This window comes from Phenylobacterium sp. (assembly GCF_036495085.1).
Lineage (GTDB): Bacteria > Pseudomonadota > Alphaproteobacteria > Caulobacterales > Caulobacteraceae > Phenylobacterium.
The window spans coordinates 1-15,801 of record NZ_DASXNL010000002.1; the positions used below are offsets into that span (position 1 = coordinate 1).

A 15,801-nucleotide genomic window follows, 5' to 3' on the forward strand; every position below is an offset into this window, starting at 1 on the left:
ATTCCGGGAAATATAGGGTTGGCGTCGAAGCGGCGTTCGGGTGGGCGCTCGGCTTTCGCGTTTCACGTTACGGCTGCCGTTATCCATGCCCTGCTGCTGCCGTTGTCTTGGTGGTGCTGCACTTCGTGCGTGGCGTCGGAGCCTCTGAGGCCAGAGTCCTCGCCATCACCCATTGACGATGGAGTTAGCTCCCCGCCGAGGCTGGAGCGCATCCGCGCCATCCAGCCCGCGACCGCGCTGCAGAACGAGTAGTCGTTACGGACCATGGGCGAAGGGCCCCGACAGCTGCACGGTTGGTGGCAGACCCGCGGCGGTTGGAGCGGTTGCGCGGGGCCGACGCCGGGGAGCCACTTCCCACCGCGCCGGGGTTTTCCGGCATGACTGACACCATCCTTCACGCCGGCCGGCCTCCGCTATTGTCTCACCTGCCGCAGCGCCCCCGCCGCCGCCTTCAATCCGTTCTTTGTCTATGTTCGGTGGGCCGTGGACGTGACCGGCGAGACTCGGAGTTGGGAGAGCTCGCCCGACTATGCCCGCGAGTTCTGTGCGGCCTGCGGCAGCCGGGTGCAGCGCCGGGCCGCAGGTGGAGATCTCACTCGGAAGCTTTGACCCCCCCGGTGAAGTGGTCCCGGAATACGAATCCTGGACCGCCCGTCGCGAACCACGGTTGCCGCTGCTGGGCGTGCCTCTACGGAACGGACACCTTGACGCGTTCCCCCGCGAGGCACGGAGCGCGTGGACGGCCGCGGGGTGCTTCGCCGACTACTTGGTCCCGCTGAACGTGCACACCACTTCGTTCAGAGGACGGCCGGGTGAACCCTGGGCGTCAAGGGCATCGGAGAGATCGGCATCGTCGGCATGAACGCCGCCGTCGCCAACGCGGTCTTCCACGCCAGTGGCAAGCATCCGCGACCTACCGATCCGCATCGAGGACCTCCCCTGACCCGGCCAAGTCCGCAACGGCTACGATCCAACAGCGTTTAGCGCGACATGGAACTCCTCCGTGAGCTGATCGGTCCGGATAACGGCGACGCCAGTACGGCTCAGCTCTGCGTCCGTGCGGTCATCCTGTTCCTGGTCGGCATCGTCTACATCCGCATCGCAGGTCGCCGGACGTTCTCCCAAGCCACGCCGCTCGACATCGTGGTCGCGCTGGTCGTCGGCTCGAACCTCAGCCGGGCCATGACCGGCAAGGCTCCGTTCTGGCCCGCCCTGGCCGCCACCCTGCTGCTAGTCATCCTGCACCGGCTGTTCGTCATGCTGACCCTCCGCTGGACCTGGCTGGCCAAGGTCATGAAAGCCGAGCCGGTGGTGCTGGTGCGCGATGGCGTGAAGGATTCCGCTGCAATGGTCCGTCACGGGATCGGTGAGGGCGATCTGCTGGAAGCCCTTCGGCTGGAGCAGGCCGAGCGCCCGGAGGACGTGCGTCTCGCGACGCTTGAGAACAATGGCAGGATCAGCGTCGTCCGCGAGAAGTCTGGGCCGGCGTGACGGAGACGCTCAGTCCGACGCCGGCGGCTGATGTTGAGCGGCTGGTCCTACCGATCTTGAAAGCCGCCCGGGACCGCGAGCTCAAGCTGGTGACGGCGGAGAGCTGCACCGGGGGGAGACATTGCGGTGCAGTGGCTCGGGAACCGACCGCGACGCTCGCGGTTTTCAGCGCCACGAAGGAAGATTCGGACGGCCCAGGCCAGCCACGACGGCCCCCGGGCGACGACCTTGACGACACCAAAAACGGGAGAGACGGACATGGCGACCGTTCAGGCCAAAGTCCCATCGAATGCCTCCAGGACCCGCTCCGGCCGCAGACGGCGCACGGGCCGGCGCGATCCGCTGGCCGTCAGCCTGCTCAAGAAGGATCACCGCGAGGTCGAAGGCTGGTTCGATGAGTACGAGCAGCTCGAGGAGGACCGTGAGAAGCTGGAGCTCTTCAACAAGATCGCCCTGGCGCTGAAGGTCCACACGCAGATCGAGGAAGAGATCTTCTACCCGGAAGAGCGGGGCGACGTCGAAGAGGACATGCTCGACGAGGCCTATGTGGAGCACGACGGCGCCAAGAAGCTGATCGCCGAGATCGAGGCGATGAACCCCGGCGACGAATTCTACGACGCCAAGGTCAAGGTGCTAGGCGAGTACATCAAGCACCACGTGAAGGAGGAGGAGCAGCCTGGCGGCATCTTCGCCCAGGCCAAAAAGGGCGACGAGAATCTCGACGCCATGGGCGAGCGGCTCAAGGCGCGGAAGCAAGAGCTCATGGCCAACATGGCCCGCTCCAAGCCGAACTGAGTCACCGCCAATCCACGCGAAAGGAGGCGTCAATGCCCCAAGGCGACAAGTCCAAATACACCGACAAACAGGAGCGCAAAGCCGACCACATCGCCGAGGGCTATGAAAAGCGCGGGATCGGCGAAAAGGAAGCCGAGCGGCGGGCCTGGGCGACAGTCAATAAGGACGACGGCGGCGGCAAGAAAGCCGGCGGCTCCGGACGAGGCAAATCCACAGGCCGCCCTGCAGCGCACAAGGGGGGCAAAGCCGGCGGCAAGGCCTCGGCTTCCCGCAGCGCCGCCGAGCGGTCGGCTTCCGCGAAAAAGGCCGCCGCGACGCGAAAGCGCAACGCGGAGCATCACGCCTCCTAAGATCGATATCGTCGGCCGCTGGCGGCGACTGCGGCCACGCGCAGGGAATTGGACATGGACACGGACAAGCCGGGCGCCATGCGACGAAGCGCTCCGAGTGGCGCAGCGAAGGTCGCCACTGGCGACATGCCCGCCGCGCCGCCGATGCGGGACCCCAAGGCCAAGCATCCCAGGCCGCCCTTCAAGGCGCAGTCGCAACCGTGGCCGGGTCTGGCGGGAAAGATGGACCCCAAGCCCGACCATGGCGAAACGAGCTACAAAGGTTCCGGCCGGCTCCTGGGCCGCAGGGCGCTGATCACCGGCGGTGATTCCGGCATGGGCCGCGCGGCCGCCATCGCCTTCGGCCGCGAAGGCGCCGATGTGGCGATCAACTACCTCCCCGATGAGGAGCCCGACGCCCAGGAGGTGGCTGAGTGGATCCGCGCCGCCGGGCGCAAATGCGCGACCATCCCCGGTGACCTACGGGACGAGGCGTTCTGTCGGCGATTGGTCGATCAGGCCGCGCGGGAACTGGGCGGCCTGGACATCGTGGTCAACAACGCCGCCCGCCAGCAGACCCACGCCTCGATCCTCGACATCTCCACCGAGCAGTTCGACTGGACGATGAAGACCAACATCTATGCGCCGTTCTGGATCATCAAGGCGGCGTTGCCCCACCTGGAGCCGGGCGCAGTGATCATCGGCACCACCTCGGAACAGGCCTACGACCCCTCGCCCGACCTCTACGACTACGCCCAGACCAAGGCCGCCACGATGAACTACATCAAGTCGCTGGCGAAGCAGCTCGGACCCAAGGGCATTCGCGTCAACGGCGTGGCGCCGGGTCCGATATGGACGCCGCTGCAGGTCTCCGGCGGCGCCACCATGGAGAAGCTGCAGGAATTCGGCGGCCACACGCCGCTCGGACGTCCCGGTCAGCCCGCCGAGTTGGCCGCGATCTATGTGCAGCTCGCCGCCGAGGACGCCAGCTACGCCAACGGCCAGATCTACGGCGCCTCGGGTGGCAGCGGACAGCCTTGACCGGACAGGCGGCGCGGTGATGACAACGCCTCTCCTCCAGCAATTTGCAGCCGCCTATTGCGGCGCGCCGCCGATACCCGAAACGCTCGCGGCCCGCTGGAACCTCGATCCGGCGGTGATCGCAGGCGTCACCCTGGCCGGCGCGATCTACGCGGCCATGACAGCGCCGCGGCTTGGCGGCCGGTGGGCGGTCACGCCCTGGCGGCGGACGAGTTTCTATGCCGGTTGGGGCTTGGGCGCCCTGGCGCTGATTTCTCCCCTTTGCGCGCTTTCGGTGTCCCTGTTTTCCGCCCGCGTCGCTCAACACATGCTGCTCGCCGCGGTGGTCGCGCCGCTGCTGGTCTTGGGCATGCCGGGAACCTGGCGGTACCGCAGCGCCGCAGCCGCGCCGATCACCGCAGCGGTGTTCGCCATCGTCCTGTGGATCTGGCATGCGCCCGGACCCTACGCCGCGACCTTCGACAGCAACGTCGTCTATTGGACGATGCACGTGACTGCGTTCGGCGCTGCGCTGGCCTTGTGGGCTGCGCTGTTCGATCGCCCGGCGGAGCGGCTCGCCGGCCTGGTTGCGGCCGCGGCGCTGACCAGCCTGCAGATGGGTCTGCTGGGCGCGATCATGACGTTTGCCGGCCGCCCACTCTACGCGCCGCATCTGCTGACCACGTTGCCTTGGGGCCTGACCCCGCTCGCCGATCAGCAGTTGGGCGGGGTGATCATGTGGATACCTGCGAGCGTGATCGTCGTGATGGCGGTGGTGACGGCCCTGGCCGTAGCCATGCTCCGGACGCAGCGCGGTCCTTCGCCTGCGGCCGTCGGATGAGGCGCGGAATGGCGATCGGCGCGGCCTTGCTGGCGCTCGGGGCCGGCTGCAGCCGCAACCCCCCCGCCGCCAAAGTGGCCGAGACCCCCGCCATCCGGCCCCAGCTCGGGGCCACGGGCGCCACGGCCGACTTCGCCCCCAACGACCCGCCCGGCGAGTGGCGACGCCAGGCGCGCGACTACGCCAACACCCGCTTCAGTCCACTGGACCAGGTCGGGGTGCGCAACGTCGCCCGGCTGAAAGTCGCCTGGTCGTTCTCCGACGGCATCCCCTACGGGCATGAGGCCGCCCCGCTGGTGGTCGGCGACACCATGTATCTCGTCACGCCCTATCCGAATGTCGCCTATGCGCTCGACCTCGCCAAGCCGGGCGCGCCGATCAAATGGACCTATCAGCCGCACCCAGACCCCATCGCGGTGGGCAAGGCCTGCTGCGACGCGGTGAACCGCGGGCCGACCTACGCGGACGGCAAGCTGGTGTTCAGCCTGCTGGACGGTGAAGCCGTCGCGGTGGACGCCAAGACCGGCCACGCCGCCTGGCGCACGCGGCTGGGCGATCCGGCCAATGGCATGACCATCACCATGTCGCCCCTGGTGGTCGGCAAGGCGGTCCTGGTCGGCAACTCCGGCGGCGAGATGGGTGTGCGCGGCCAGCTCACGGCGCTCGACCTCGATAGCGGCCAGGAGCTCTGGCGGGCCTATTCGACCGGTCCCGACGCCGACGTGAAGATCGGTCCGGACTTCCGTGCGCCCTACCCCTGGCTTGGCGGCAAGGACCTGGGCGCCACGTCCTGGCCGCCAGATGCCTGGAAGCGAGGCGGCGGAACGGTCTGGGGCTGGATTTCGTACGACCCGGATCTGAGCCTGATCTACGTCGGCACCAGCAACCCCAGTCCCCGCGTGCCGGCCCAGCGGCCAGGCGACAATCTTTGGTCCAGCGCGATGTTCGCCCGCGACCCGAAGACCGGCCAGGCGCGCTGGGCCTTCCAGTTCACGCCGCATGACCAATGGGACTACGACGGGGTCAACGAGAATGTGCTGATCGACGCGAACGTCGCCGGCCAGCCGCGCAAGCTGCTGGTCCACCTAGACCGCAACGGATTCGGCTATACGCTCGACCGCACCACCGGACGCATCGTCGTCGCCAAGCCGTTCTCCTCGCTCAACTGGGCCACTGGCATCGACCCCGCCACCGGGCGTCCCCTCGTCATCGCCGACAAGCAGGCCAAGCTCGAGGAGAAGGTGCAGGACATCTGCCCCACCCATATCGGCTCGAAGGATTGGCAGCCGGCCGCCTTCTCGCCGCGCACCGGCCTTATCTACGCAGCGACCTTCAACATCTGCATGGACCTGACGGACCACAAGGTCGCCTATATCCCCGGCACGCCCTACGACGGCATGGACCTGACCACCCACGCCGGCGGCCACACCAACAAGTGGGGCGAGTTCATCGCCTGGAATCCGCTGACCGGCGAGCGGGCCTGGTCCATCCCGGAGAACTTCATGACCATGAGCGGGGCGCTGGCGACCGCCGGCGACCTGGTTTTCTACGGCACCACGGACGGTTGGTTCCGCGCCGTAGACGCGCGCAATGGCAAGGTCCTGTGGTCACAGAAGCTGAGCTCGGGGATCACGTCCCAGCCGATGACCTACCTGGGTCCGGACGGGCGCCAGTACGTCGCCGTGGTGGCCGGCGTCGGAGGCGTCGCCAGCCAGGTGATGGGCGCGAAGAACGGCTTCCCGCCGCGCGGCGGCACACTTTACGTCTTCTCACTCGACGGGGTCTCGCCGGCCAGTGCGCCCGGGATGCTCACCACCCAGGGGTCCAAGGCTTCGGGCGCCGTCTACAACGCGCCCGATTGAGGCGGCGCCATGACCTCACGCCTTGCCCTCGCGCTCCTGGTCACGCTGATGGCCGCCTGCAGCCGCGCGCGGGGCGACTCCACAACCGGCGGCGCGCCGGCCCAGGTCCCCGCCGATGCGGCCCTGAACAGCATCCCCCTGGGCGCGCCGCCCGGGCAGCCGATCAGCGCAAGCCGTATCGCCAATCCCTTCGCCGGCAACGCCCAAGCGGCGGCGGAAGGCAAGCAGCTCTTCAGCGCCATGAACTGCGTCTACTGCCACGGCGCGGAGGCGTCCGGCCTGATGGGTCCGGCGCTCAACAACGCAGGCTGGCGGTACGGGGGCGCCCCAGCGGAGCTCTATCGCTCGATCCACGATGGGCGCCCACAGGGCATGCCGGCCTGGGGAGGACGGTTACCACCGGAACAGATCTGGAAGCTGGTGGCCTATCTCGAGACCCTGGCGGACGCCTCGGGCAGGCCCTCCACGACCGGCGCCCAGGCCGCTGAGCAGGATCCGGCCGATTCCAGCCACCAGGGCCTGATCGACGCCCAGCGCGCACGCGTGCGGTGACGCATGGGCAGCGCCGTCTCTCCCGCCTGGCCCATGTCCTATCTCACCACCTTCGGGCCGCGCGCCGATCCGGTGACCGGGCTGACCTGGGGCCTGATCGTCCTTTCGCTGGCGGTGATCCTGATCGTCACGATCCTGGTCGTGGCCGGCGCCGCGGTTCGACGGTTGCGCGCGGCGAGCGCGGGCGAGGCCCTGCCGGTCGGCGGCAGCGCGGGCGGGTGGTCCTGGATCTGGATCGGCCTCGCCCTCACCCTTATCGCACTTGTCGCCGCCCTGGCCTGGACGATCGCGGTGATGGCCGCCGTCGGCTCGCCGCCCGCCAGGCCCGCCCTCACCCTGGAGATCACCGGCCATCAATGGTGGTGGGAAGCCCGATACCTGGGCGCCGCTCCTGGCCAGACCTTCGTCACCGCCAATGAGATCCACATTCCCGTGGGCCGCCCGATCCTCATCAGGCTGACCGGCGCCGACGTGATCCACTCGTTCTGGATACCCGCCCTGGCCGGCAAGACCGACACCATCCCCGGCCGCACCAACCTGACCTGGCTGCAGGCCGACCACGCCGGGACCTATCGAGGCCAATGCACCGAATACTGCGGTCTGCAGCACGCCCACATGGCCGCCTTCGTGGTCGCCGATCCGCCGGCGGATTTCGAAGCCTGGCGTGAGGGCCAGCTCCAGCTGGCGGCGCCCGCGACGGGTCCCGCGGCGAGCGGCGAAGAGCTCTTCGTGGAGCGCTGCGGCGCCTGCCACACCGTGCGCGGAGTGGCAGCCGGCGGCGTCGCTGGACCGGACCTCACCCATCTGATGAGCCGCGCGACCCTGGCTGCGGGGACCGTGCCGAACACCGTCTCGGGCCTCGAGGGCTGGATCGCCAATCCGCAGGCGCTGAAACCCGGCGCGCGGATGCCGCCCAGCAACCTCTCGGGGCCCGAACTTGGCCAGCTCGCCGCCTATCTGGAGACCCTCAAGTGAGCGCCGCACCGAACAGCGCGTGGGAGGACGCGCGGATTCCGCGCACCGCCCGGGTGACCCCGGACTTTCCCGGACCCCGCCTGGAGGAGATCTGGGCGCGTGCGCCGGGCCTCAAAGGCTGGATCGGCGACGTCGACCACAAGGAGATCGGCAAGCGCTACATCGTCACCGCCTTCGTATTTCTGTTGCTGGGCGGGATCGAGGCGATGGTCATGCGCCTGCAGCTCGCCGGTCCCGACCGGCGGCTCCTGAGCCCGGAGGCCTACGACCAGCTGTTCACCATGCATGGCGTGAGCATGATCTTCCTCTACGCAGCCCCGATCCTTTCCGGATTCTCGAACTTCCTGTGGCCGCTGCTGCTGGGCTCCCGGGACATGGCTTTTCCCCGCCTGAACGCCCTGTCCTACTGGGTCTATCTCGCGGCCGGCGTCTTCATCTACGCCGGCTTCGTGGTCGGACGCGGACCCGACGCCGGTTGGTTCAATTACGTCCCCTATGCCAGCCGCACCTTCAATCCGGGCGTCAACATCGACGTCTACGCGCTCGGCCTGATCCTGCTGGGCATCTCCACCACCGTCGGCTCCGCCAACTTCGTCGTGACCTTCCTGCGAACCCGCGCGCCCGGGATGTCGATCGACCGCGTGCCGATCCTGACCTGGGGGACGCTGACCGCGTCGGTGGCCAACCTGCTCGCGGTGCCGGCCGTCAGCCTGGCCTTCTTCTTGCTGTGGCTGGACCGCCAGTTCGGACTGCATGTCTTCGATACGGCCCAGGGTCAGCCGCTGCTCTGGCAGCATCTCTTCTGGATGTTCGGACACCCCTGGGTCTACGCCATCGTCCTGCCCGCCATGGGCATGGTTTCGGACGGCCTGCCGGTTTTCTGCCGCCGGCCGCTCGTGGGCTACACCCCCGTGGCGCTGTCGACGGTTGCGACCATGGCGCTGGGCTTCGGCGTGTGGGTGCACCACATGTTCGCGACTGGCCTACCGGACATCAGCCTGTCGTTCTTTTCCGGCGCCTCGCTGATCATCACCATCCCCAGCGCCGTGGCGGTCTTCGCCTGGACCGCCACCATCTGGCTGGGCCGGCCGGTGATCACCACCGCGTTCCTGTTCTTCGCCAGCATGATCGTGCTGTTCGTGATCGGCGGTGTCTCCGGTGTCATGACGGCGTCCGCGCCCGTCGACTGGCAGCTCACCGATACCTACTTCGTGGTCGCGCACATCCACTATGTGCTGATCGGTATCAACGTCTTCCCGGTGCTGGGCGGGGCCTACTACTGGTTCCCCAAGATCACCGGCCGGATGCTGAGCGAGCGCCTGGGCCGGTGGAACTTCTGGACCATGTTCATCGGGTTCAATCTCGGATTCTTCCCGATGCACCTGCTCGGCCTTATGGGGATGCCGCGGCGCATCTACACCTATCCGTCAGGTATGGGCTGGGACACCACCAACCTGATCGTTAGCCTCGGCTCGGGGCTCTTCGCGCTCGGCGTGCTGCTCTTCCTGATCAATGTCGCGGTCAGCCTGCGCCGCGGCGAGGCGGCCGGCGACAACCCCTGGGACGCGCCGACCCTGGAGTGGTCCGTCGCCTCGCCGCCACCGCCCTACAATTTCGCGGTCATCCCGACGGTGGCGAGCCGCCACCCGCTCTGGGAGGACCGCCTGCGGGAAACTGAGGCCCGGTCACGCCTGGACGAAGGACTCCTGCTGGCCCGCGGGCGCGAGACCCTCGGCACTTCGGCGCTCGACGCCGAGCCGAACCTGATCCTGGAGATGCCGGCCGACAGCGTGGCGCCGGCTTTGCTGGCGCTCGGCCTTGCAGCCCTCTTCGCGGGCGCCGTGCTCACGGCCTGGTGGCTGGCCGGCGCAGGCGGCGCGATCTGCGCGGGCGCGCTCATCTTCTGGTTCTGGCCGAACCGCCGCCACGCCGACTTGCCGGAGGTCGCCGATGGTTGACGCATCCTGCGACCACGCCGCCTGGCCGGCCGGCGCCCTCCCCGTCGGGGCCCGGGGGCGCGACAGCGTCGGCTGGTGGGGCATGCTCTGCCTGATCGCCACCGAAAGCTGCCTCTTCGCCTATCTGCTATTCAGCTACTTCTACATCGCCATTCAGCGTGGGCCCGGCTGGTCACCGGAGCCGCACCCGCCGATGACGCTCGCCGGCCCGAATACCCTCATCCTGCTTTCCAGCAGCGTGGCGGCCTGGTGGGGCGAAGACGGCGCGCGGCGGGGCCGGCGCGGCCGTCATCTGGGAGGCCTTGCGCTGACGATCGTCCTGGGCGCCGTCTTTCTTGTCGTCCAGGTTTTCGAGTGGAAGGCCAAGGGTTTCGGCCCATCGGCCGGGTCATACGCCTCGCTCTACTTCACTATCACCGGCTTCCACATGGCCCACGTAATCGTGGGCCTGGCCCTGCTCAGTGTCGTCCTGATCTGGTCGGCGGTGGGCTACTTCACCCCGCGCCGCTACGAGCCGGTATCGATCTCGATCGTCTACTGGCACTTCGTCGACGCCATCTGGCTGGCGGTCTTCTCGACCTTCTACCTCAGCCCCCGGCTGATGGGCTAAGCCGCATGTCCCCGCCCTCGCCCCTTCCCATCAGCACGCCGGCCCAGCTGTTCGGCGTCGCAGCCGGCCCCGCCGCCTGGATCACGCAGTTGGTGCTGAACTACGCGGTATCGAGCTACGCCTGCTTCCCCGGCGATAGCCCCCGGCTCACGGCCCCGCCGCCCGCCGAGCACGGCGTGCTACTGCTGATCAATCTCGCCTGCCTTGCGCTCGCCCTCCTCGGGCTTGGGATCAGCCTGGCCGGCCTCAGGCGCAGCCGTGCGGCCGACGCCGCCGCAACCGGCGTTGGCCGTTCCCGTTTCCTGGCCATGTGTGGCGTCCTCTCAGCCTCGGCCTTCGCCATCGCCATCGCTTTCAACACGCCTTCGACGCTTGCCCTGCGCCTGTGCTGGAGCGTCCCGCGGTGAGGCTGCGCCGGCCGCTGCTGGCCCTAGGGGCGCCAGTCGTCGTTTTGCTTGGCTGCGTCCAGCCGCCCGAAGCCCCGGCCGGACCGGGCGTCGGCGACCCCGAACGCGGCGCGGTGCTCATGGTCCGCGAGGCCTGCGGCGCCTGCCACGAGATCCCCGGCATCCAGGAGGCCGAAGGCCAGGTCGGGCCGCCGCTGCACGGCGTGGCCCGCCGCACGATCATCGCCGGTGTCCTGCCCAATACACCGGACAACATGACCCGCTGGCTCCGCGACCCACAGGCGGTGGTCCCGGGCAACGCCATGCCCAACGCAGGGCTCTCCGAACAGCAGGCCCGCGACATGGCCGCCTATCTCGCGACCCTTCGCTAGGCCGATGCCCCACCACCCGCCGCCTTGGCTCAAGCTGGCGCTCGCGTGGGGGGCGGGGATAGCCACGGTGGGCATCGTCGCTCTGGTCATCGTCTGTTTCGGCTATTTCGACACCACAGCGAGCACGCCGCACCCGCCGTTGGTCGCCTGGGCGACGCACATGACCATGAAGAACGCCGTACGCCGAGCCGCCGCCAAGATGCCGCCGCCATCTCAGTTCACGGCTGCCAGCGTCCAAAGGGGGTTCGCAATCTACGACACGAACTGTGAGGCCTGCCACGGAGGGCCGGGCGTCCCCCGCGCCGCCTGGGTCAGCGGCATGACGCCCAGCCCGCCTTTCCTGCTGGGCGCCGCTCGCCAATGGACACCCAATCAGCTCTTCTGGATCGTTCGCCACGGAGTGCGGATGACCGGCATGCCGGCGTGGGACCAGACCCTGTCGCAGGCTGATGTCTGGCATGTGGTGGCATTCCTCGAAGCCCTGCCCGGCTATTCCGCCGCGGACTATGCCCGTCTCCGCGACCGGACCCAGCTTGCCGCGAGAGACGCCGCACGGCGAGCCAAGTCGGAGTCTGACCCGGATCGGTAGATGTTGGCGGTGGGTCGAAAGCGGCGTTTCCAGAGGCGGCATCACAGACAAGGCGAGGTTCGCTAGAGTCGGAGTGTGGCGCGGGTGGCGTTAGGTTTGGCCTATCTGTTTCCGCCCCTTTCGGTTGGAGGGGCCCCACTAGCCGCACCGTTGCGAATGAAAGAAATAGCGGGGCGGGACGAAAACCTGACTTCTCTTGCCTGCAGGCTCTGCAACCGTGGAGGCGATTGGGGACTTTCCCGCTCGAGGGACGAAATCAGTGAGGCCGGCCATGTTGGAAGGCGAACTGGACAATGATGCATCGCCGCATGTCTTCCATGGGTTCCGCAGCAATGCGGACGACACGCCCCGGGCGCCCAGTCCCGTCGCCCGTTACGATGACGAGTGGGGGGAAGATGACGAGTGGGGGGAAACAGAGCCGACGCTCAGTGCCGCAGCGTCCTCCCAGGGCCCGTTGAATGTCCAATCTCGCGAGAATCTGCACGGATCCGCGCCGCCATTTCTTGGGTTCGGGCTGAAAGCCAGCGTCACCCTGCTGGTGCTCGTCGCGATCGGTGCGGGCTTCGCGCTTACGCGCGGATGGACGTCCATAGCGCCGGTGTCGTCGCAGCAGGCGCCGACAAAAACCCTCCGCGTCGAGATCGCACCCATTCCGCCCCGCATAGCGGCCGCGGTCGCCCCGGCCGCAGCGGCGCCTGCTGGCCTCCTCGCGTCGCCAGAGCCCGTGCAGCCGGATCGCGCGGCAGGGGTCCTGCGCGCACCATCGGCCCCCCGCGCCGCTCCGGCGGCAGCGCCCAGTCCGCGGTTCCCTGACCCGCAGGTGTCGTCCAACGCCATGGCGAGCATCTCGGCCCCGGTTGCGCCGGCGCCGCTCGTCGGGCAGCCCGCGGCCACGTCGATCCGTCCTGCCTTCGATTGCCAATCCGACGCATTGACCCAAGCACAGCAGATGGTCTGCGGCGACCCGCGTCTGGCGGCTGCCGACCAGCGACTGAGCCACGCCTACGCCGCGGCGCTTGCCGCGGGCGGACCGATCGATCAACTCAGAGCCGAGCAGGCGGACTGGCTGAACATCCGCGAGGACGCGGCGCGCTATTCGAAGCGCGCCGTGCTCAACATCTACGAGCAGCGGACCCGCGAGCTCGAAGCCCTGGTCGAAAACCCTCAGGAGTAGTCGCCCGCGGCAGGCCTGCCCCGCGTGAGCTAACTGCCGAATGTCGGGGGCAAGGTGATTGATCGGACAATGACTCAGGCCGCAGGGAGCCGCGCGAGCGGCCAACGCCCTTTCGTGCGCCATGGAACGGGACGCGCTGAACATGCGCCTTGGGTCACGAACGACCTGCTCACCGGGGCCCACCCTCGGGCTTCCTTGCTGGAGACATGGATGACTCCGCCTGCAGAAAACGCCGCGAGCGGATGGGTCGCCTGACTTCTGAGGCCTGCCAGCCGGCTCGCCACACTCTGATGATTGAGCGCCCCGTGGGGCGCTGTGACGGATTGCGATTGGCCCTGCGAATTGGGCTTACGCCTCCATCCGCTGCGCAGCTTCCCGATGATCCAGGTCGCAGAGGACGGCCTGTTCTTTCCGATGCCGACCCTGCTGCTGCTGTGGCGGATCACCATCAAAAAAGGGCCGTGGTCGCCGAGTAAGTGCTTCAGCAAAGCTCCTCCGCAGAAAAGTTCCCGGCCGAGAGCTCAATTTAATTTCATCTCCGGCGGTCGACTGGCCGACAGTCCCAGCGTCGAATTCAGGACCAATTGGTGTCTCCCGCGGAATGTTTCGCCCTGTTTTTTGGTCATGGAGCCACACTATGAAGCTAAAGCTGCCGGTTACCGCCGCTGTGGCGGCGCTCGGGGTCCTTGCCGCCGGGGCGGCGAACGCTGTGACTTTCACAGCCTCAGGCACGGGAGGTGACGGCGCTGAGAGCGCCTCAGCCGTTATCACGACTGGAACGAACTCCCTGACCGTTGTGCTTTCAAGCCTGATCAACAACCCGACGGCGGCGGGTCAGGAAGTCAGCGACCTCCAGATCTTCCTGGCGACCCTGCCATCAACCGTGAGTCTGGGCTCCGCAACCGGAACCACGATCAACATCGCCCCCGGCGGCGCCACGACCGCAGGCGGGTCTATCACGCACTGGGGTGCGGCTATATCCGGCGGATCAATTTTCCTGGCCACGGCCGGCACAGGGGCTCCGGGTGGGTCGCCCAATGACCTGATCATCGGCACCGGGCCCTACACGAACGCCAACCCTTCGATCACCGGGCGCAACCCGCAGATCCAGGGCACCGGCACTTTCGTGCTGAACTTTACCGGGTTGGCCGCTCCGAGTGTCACGGGCGTCAACTTCTCGTTCGGTACGGGCCCCGACAACTTCCTTCCGGGCGTCTGCACCGCCAACTGCCCCGTCATCAACCCGACCGGCGGCGGCATTCCTGAGCCGGCCACCTGGGCGATGATGCTGCTCGGCTTCGGCGGCCTGGGCTCGGTGCTCCGCATGCAGCGCCGTCGTTTGAGGACGTCGCTCGTCGCCTGACCTGAGCTAAGCTTTAGAACTAAAGGTGACCACAGGCCCCGCACATGAGACGGTGCGGGGCCAATCTGGATGCCGACATCCTGTCAGGCTCCTCGACTGGGCTCATTCATGGCCGAGATCAAAGCGGGACAGGACGCAGAGCTCGATGTCCGTCCACGGAATCTGCTCCAGGTCCTCGGTCCCGGTCTGATCACCGGCGCTTCCGACGACGACCCGAGTGGCATCGCCACCTATTCGCAGGCCGGCGCCCAGTTCGGCTACGACACGGCGTGGCTATTGCTGTTCAGCTGGCCCCTGATGTGCGCCATCCAGGAGATCAGCGCCCGCATCGGCCGGGTTTCGGGGCGCGGCATCGCCGGCAACCTCGCCCTGCACTATCCGCGGCCGGTGCTGCTCGGGATCGTCTCCCTGCTGATGGTCGCCAACACCATCAACCTCGGGGCCGACCTCGGGGCGATGGCGGCGGCGTTGAAGCTGGTGGTCGGCGGCCCGCAGCTCCTCTACGTGGCCCTGTTCGGCGTACTCTCGGCGCTACTCCAAGTGTTCGTGAAGTACGCCCGCTACGTTTTCTTCCTGAAGTGGCTGACCTTGGCGCTCTTCGCCTATGTGGGCGTCGCGCTGGTGGTCCCTATCCCCTGGCCGACGGTCGCGGTGCGGCTCGTCTCGCCACACATCACCTGGAACGCGGACTACCTCACCCTGGTGGTGGCGGTCCTGGGCACGACCATCAGCCCCTACCTGTTCTTCTGGCAGGCGGAAGAGGAGGTCGAGGAGGTCAAGGAGCGCGACGGCGCGAAGCCCCTGAAGCGCGCCCCGCGCCAGGCTGAGCCGGAGTTCCGGCGGATCCGCATCGACACCTACATCGGCATGGCACTTTCTAACATCGTCGCCCTGTTCATCATCCTGACCTGCGCCGCGACCCTGGCCGCCCACGGCGTCAAGGATATTCAGACTTCGGCCCAGGCGGCCGAGGCGCTTCGGCCGATCGCGGGCCCGGCGGTCTTTGTGGTCTTCGCCCTGGGCATCGTCGGCACCGGTCTCCTGGCCGTACCGGTGCTCGCTGGCTCAGCCGCCTACGCCCTGGGCGAGGCGCTGGGCTGGCACGTCGGCCTGGCGCGCCGTTTCGAGCGGGCGCGAGAGTTCTACCTGACGATCGGCGCCGCGGTCGTCGTTGGCGCCGTGCTCAACTTCACGCCGATCGACCCGATCAAGGCGCTGTTCTGGAGCGCGGTGATCAACGGCATCGTCGCCGTGCCGGTAATGGTCATGATGATGCTGCTCGCCAGCCGTCCGAAGGTCATGGGTCGCTTCATTCTGCCGTGGCCCCTGAAGGCGGTCGGCTGGGTCAGCACCGCCGCCATGGCTGCCGCCGCCGGAGGCATGTTCGCCACGATGGGGCGCTAAGTGCAATGTCTGGACGGTTTTCCGTTGGGAACGTTGATCTGGGAGGTTCGTGACGGCTGG

The 15,801-nt window shown here is 67.8% G+C and carries 18 protein-coding genes; 17 read left to right on the top strand and 1 reads right to left on the bottom strand.

All coding sequences use genetic code 11. From position 1 onward, the window contains the following. Window positions 1–381: 381 nt before the first annotated feature. Window positions 382–609, top strand: a complete 228-nt coding sequence (locus tag VGI62_RS22375) for a GFA family protein (RefSeq protein WP_414695607.1) — start codon at window positions 382–384, stop codon at window positions 607–609. 153 nt (window positions 610–762) lie between these two features. Here VGI62_RS22375 and VGI62_RS00030 read toward each other — a convergent pair whose 3' ends face one another. After that, window positions 763–927, bottom strand: coding sequence for a hypothetical protein (locus tag VGI62_RS00030; protein WP_331502329.1), 165 nt, complete (start codon window positions 925–927; stop codon window positions 763–765). A 63-nt stretch (window positions 928–990) separates the two neighbouring features. Here VGI62_RS00030 and VGI62_RS00035 point away from each other — a divergent pair, with 63 nt between their 5' ends. The 16 genes from VGI62_RS00035 to VGI62_RS00110 all read left to right on the top strand — a co-directional run bounded on the left by VGI62_RS00035 (window position 991) and on the right by VGI62_RS00110 (window position 15,741). Then, window positions 991–1,491, top strand: a complete 501-nt coding sequence (locus VGI62_RS00035; RefSeq protein ID WP_331502330.1) for a DUF421 domain-containing protein — start codon at window positions 991–993, stop codon at window positions 1,489–1,491. Window positions 1,492–1,749: 258 nt separating this feature from the next. Further along, window positions 1,750–2,286 (top strand): hemerythrin domain-containing protein, encoded by a 537-nt coding sequence (locus VGI62_RS00040; RefSeq protein ID WP_331502331.1) that lies wholly within the window; start codon window positions 1,750–1,752, stop codon window positions 2,284–2,286. Window positions 2,287–2,318: 32 nt separating this feature from the next. Then, window positions 2,319–2,636, top strand: a complete 318-nt coding sequence (locus VGI62_RS00045; RefSeq protein ID WP_331502332.1) for a plasmid stabilization protein — start codon at window positions 2,319–2,321, stop codon at window positions 2,634–2,636. Between the two features lie 54 nt (window positions 2,637–2,690). Beyond that, the gene (locus VGI62_RS00050; protein WP_331502333.1) at window positions 2,691–3,656 is read left to right on the top strand and encodes an SDR family oxidoreductase; all 966 of its coding nucleotides are present in this window, start codon (window positions 2,691–2,693) and stop codon (window positions 3,654–3,656) included. A gap of 19 nt (window positions 3,657–3,675) precedes the next feature. Then, window positions 3,676–4,476, top strand: coding sequence for a cytochrome c oxidase assembly protein (locus VGI62_RS00055; protein ID WP_331502334.1), 801 nt, complete (start codon window positions 3,676–3,678; stop codon window positions 4,474–4,476). Window positions 4,477–4,484: 8 nt separating this feature from the next. Further along, window positions 4,485–6,338 (top strand): PQQ-dependent dehydrogenase, methanol/ethanol family, encoded by a 1,854-nt coding sequence (locus VGI62_RS00060; RefSeq protein WP_331502335.1) that lies wholly within the window; start codon window positions 4,485–4,487, stop codon window positions 6,336–6,338. A gap of 9 nt (window positions 6,339–6,347) precedes the next feature. Next, on the top strand, window positions 6,348–6,890 hold the full coding sequence (locus VGI62_RS00065; RefSeq protein WP_331502336.1) for a c-type cytochrome: 543 nt from the start codon (window positions 6,348–6,350) through the stop codon (window positions 6,888–6,890). 3 nt (window positions 6,891–6,893) lie between these two features. After that, window positions 6,894–7,865 carry a cytochrome c oxidase subunit II gene (gene coxB, locus VGI62_RS00070; RefSeq protein ID WP_331502337.1) on the top strand — a complete coding sequence of 324 codons (972 nt, stop codon included), beginning with the start codon at window positions 6,894–6,896 and terminating at the stop codon, window positions 7,863–7,865. Next, on the top strand, window positions 7,862–9,823 hold the full coding sequence (ctaD, locus tag VGI62_RS00075; RefSeq protein WP_331502338.1) for a cytochrome c oxidase subunit I: 1,962 nt from the start codon (window positions 7,862–7,864) through the stop codon (window positions 9,821–9,823). The genes coxB and ctaD overlap by 4 nt, the downstream gene beginning before the upstream one ends. Beyond that, a complete protein-coding gene (locus VGI62_RS00080; protein ID WP_331502339.1) occupies window positions 9,816–10,433 on the top strand; it encodes a cytochrome c oxidase subunit 3 in 618 nt (205 codons plus the stop codon). The genes ctaD and VGI62_RS00080 overlap by 8 nt, the downstream gene beginning before the upstream one ends. Window positions 10,434–10,438: 5 nt before the next feature. Further along, window positions 10,439–10,840: a hypothetical protein gene (locus VGI62_RS00085; protein ID WP_331502340.1), complete on the top strand. Its 402-nt coding sequence runs from the start codon at window positions 10,439–10,441 to the stop codon at window positions 10,838–10,840. Continuing rightward, the gene (locus VGI62_RS00090) at window positions 10,837–11,211 is read left to right on the top strand and encodes a c-type cytochrome (RefSeq protein ID WP_331502341.1); all 375 of its coding nucleotides are present in this window, start codon (window positions 10,837–10,839) and stop codon (window positions 11,209–11,211) included. Before VGI62_RS00085 ends, VGI62_RS00090 begins: the two co-directional genes overlap by 4 nt. A gap of 67 nt (window positions 11,212–11,278) precedes the next feature. Continuing rightward, a complete protein-coding gene (locus tag VGI62_RS00095; RefSeq protein WP_331502342.1) occupies window positions 11,279–11,800 on the top strand; it encodes a cytochrome c in 522 nt (173 codons plus the stop codon). Between the two features lie 271 nt (window positions 11,801–12,071). Then, the gene (locus tag VGI62_RS00100) at window positions 12,072–12,974 is read left to right on the top strand and encodes a lysozyme inhibitor LprI family protein (protein WP_331502343.1); all 903 of its coding nucleotides are present in this window, start codon (window positions 12,072–12,074) and stop codon (window positions 12,972–12,974) included. 637 nt (window positions 12,975–13,611) lie between these two features. Beyond that, window positions 13,612–14,337, top strand: a complete 726-nt coding sequence (locus tag VGI62_RS00105; protein WP_331502344.1) for a PEPxxWA-CTERM sorting domain-containing protein — start codon at window positions 13,612–13,614, stop codon at window positions 14,335–14,337. A 108-nt stretch (window positions 14,338–14,445) separates the two neighbouring features. Beyond that, window positions 14,446–15,741, top strand: a complete 1,296-nt coding sequence (locus tag VGI62_RS00110) for a divalent metal cation transporter (protein WP_331502345.1) — start codon at window positions 14,446–14,448, stop codon at window positions 15,739–15,741. The last annotated feature ends 60 nt before the right edge of the window (window positions 15,742–15,801 follow it).

Bases quoted from the DNA above. Each gene is read 5' to 3' on its own strand.
- VGI62_RS00030 (WP_331502329.1), bottom strand. From the start codon at position 927: ATGCGGATCGGTAGGTCGCGGATGCTTGCCACTGGCGTGGAAGACCGC.
- VGI62_RS00035 (WP_331502330.1), top strand. From the start codon at position 991: ATGGAACTCCTCCGTGAGCTGATCGGTCCGGATAACGGCGACGCCAGT.
- VGI62_RS00040 (WP_331502331.1), top strand. From the start codon at position 1,750: ATGGCGACCGTTCAGGCCAAAGTCCCATCGAATGCCTCCAGGACCCGC.
- VGI62_RS00045 (WP_331502332.1), top strand. From the start codon at position 2,319: ATGCCCCAAGGCGACAAGTCCAAATACACCGACAAACAGGAGCGCAAA.
- VGI62_RS00050 (WP_331502333.1), top strand. From the start codon at position 2,691: ATGGACACGGACAAGCCGGGCGCCATGCGACGAAGCGCTCCGAGTGGC.
- VGI62_RS00055 (WP_331502334.1), top strand. From the start codon at position 3,676: ATGACAACGCCTCTCCTCCAGCAATTTGCAGCCGCCTATTGCGGCGCG.
- VGI62_RS00060 (WP_331502335.1), top strand. From the start codon at position 4,485: ATGGCGATCGGCGCGGCCTTGCTGGCGCTCGGGGCCGGCTGCAGCCGC.
- VGI62_RS00065 (WP_331502336.1), top strand. From the start codon at position 6,348: ATGACCTCACGCCTTGCCCTCGCGCTCCTGGTCACGCTGATGGCCGCC.
- coxB (WP_331502337.1), top strand. From the start codon at position 6,894: ATGGGCAGCGCCGTCTCTCCCGCCTGGCCCATGTCCTATCTCACCACC.
- VGI62_RS00080 (WP_331502339.1), top strand. From the start codon at position 9,816: ATGGTTGACGCATCCTGCGACCACGCCGCCTGGCCGGCCGGCGCCCTC.
- VGI62_RS00085 (WP_331502340.1), top strand. From the start codon at position 10,439: ATGTCCCCGCCCTCGCCCCTTCCCATCAGCACGCCGGCCCAGCTGTTC.
- VGI62_RS00100 (WP_331502343.1), top strand. From the start codon at position 12,072: ATGTTGGAAGGCGAACTGGACAATGATGCATCGCCGCATGTCTTCCAT.
- VGI62_RS00105 (WP_331502344.1), top strand. From the start codon at position 13,612: ATGAAGCTAAAGCTGCCGGTTACCGCCGCTGTGGCGGCGCTCGGGGTC.
- VGI62_RS00110 (WP_331502345.1), top strand. From the start codon at position 14,446: ATGGCCGAGATCAAAGCGGGACAGGACGCAGAGCTCGATGTCCGTCCA.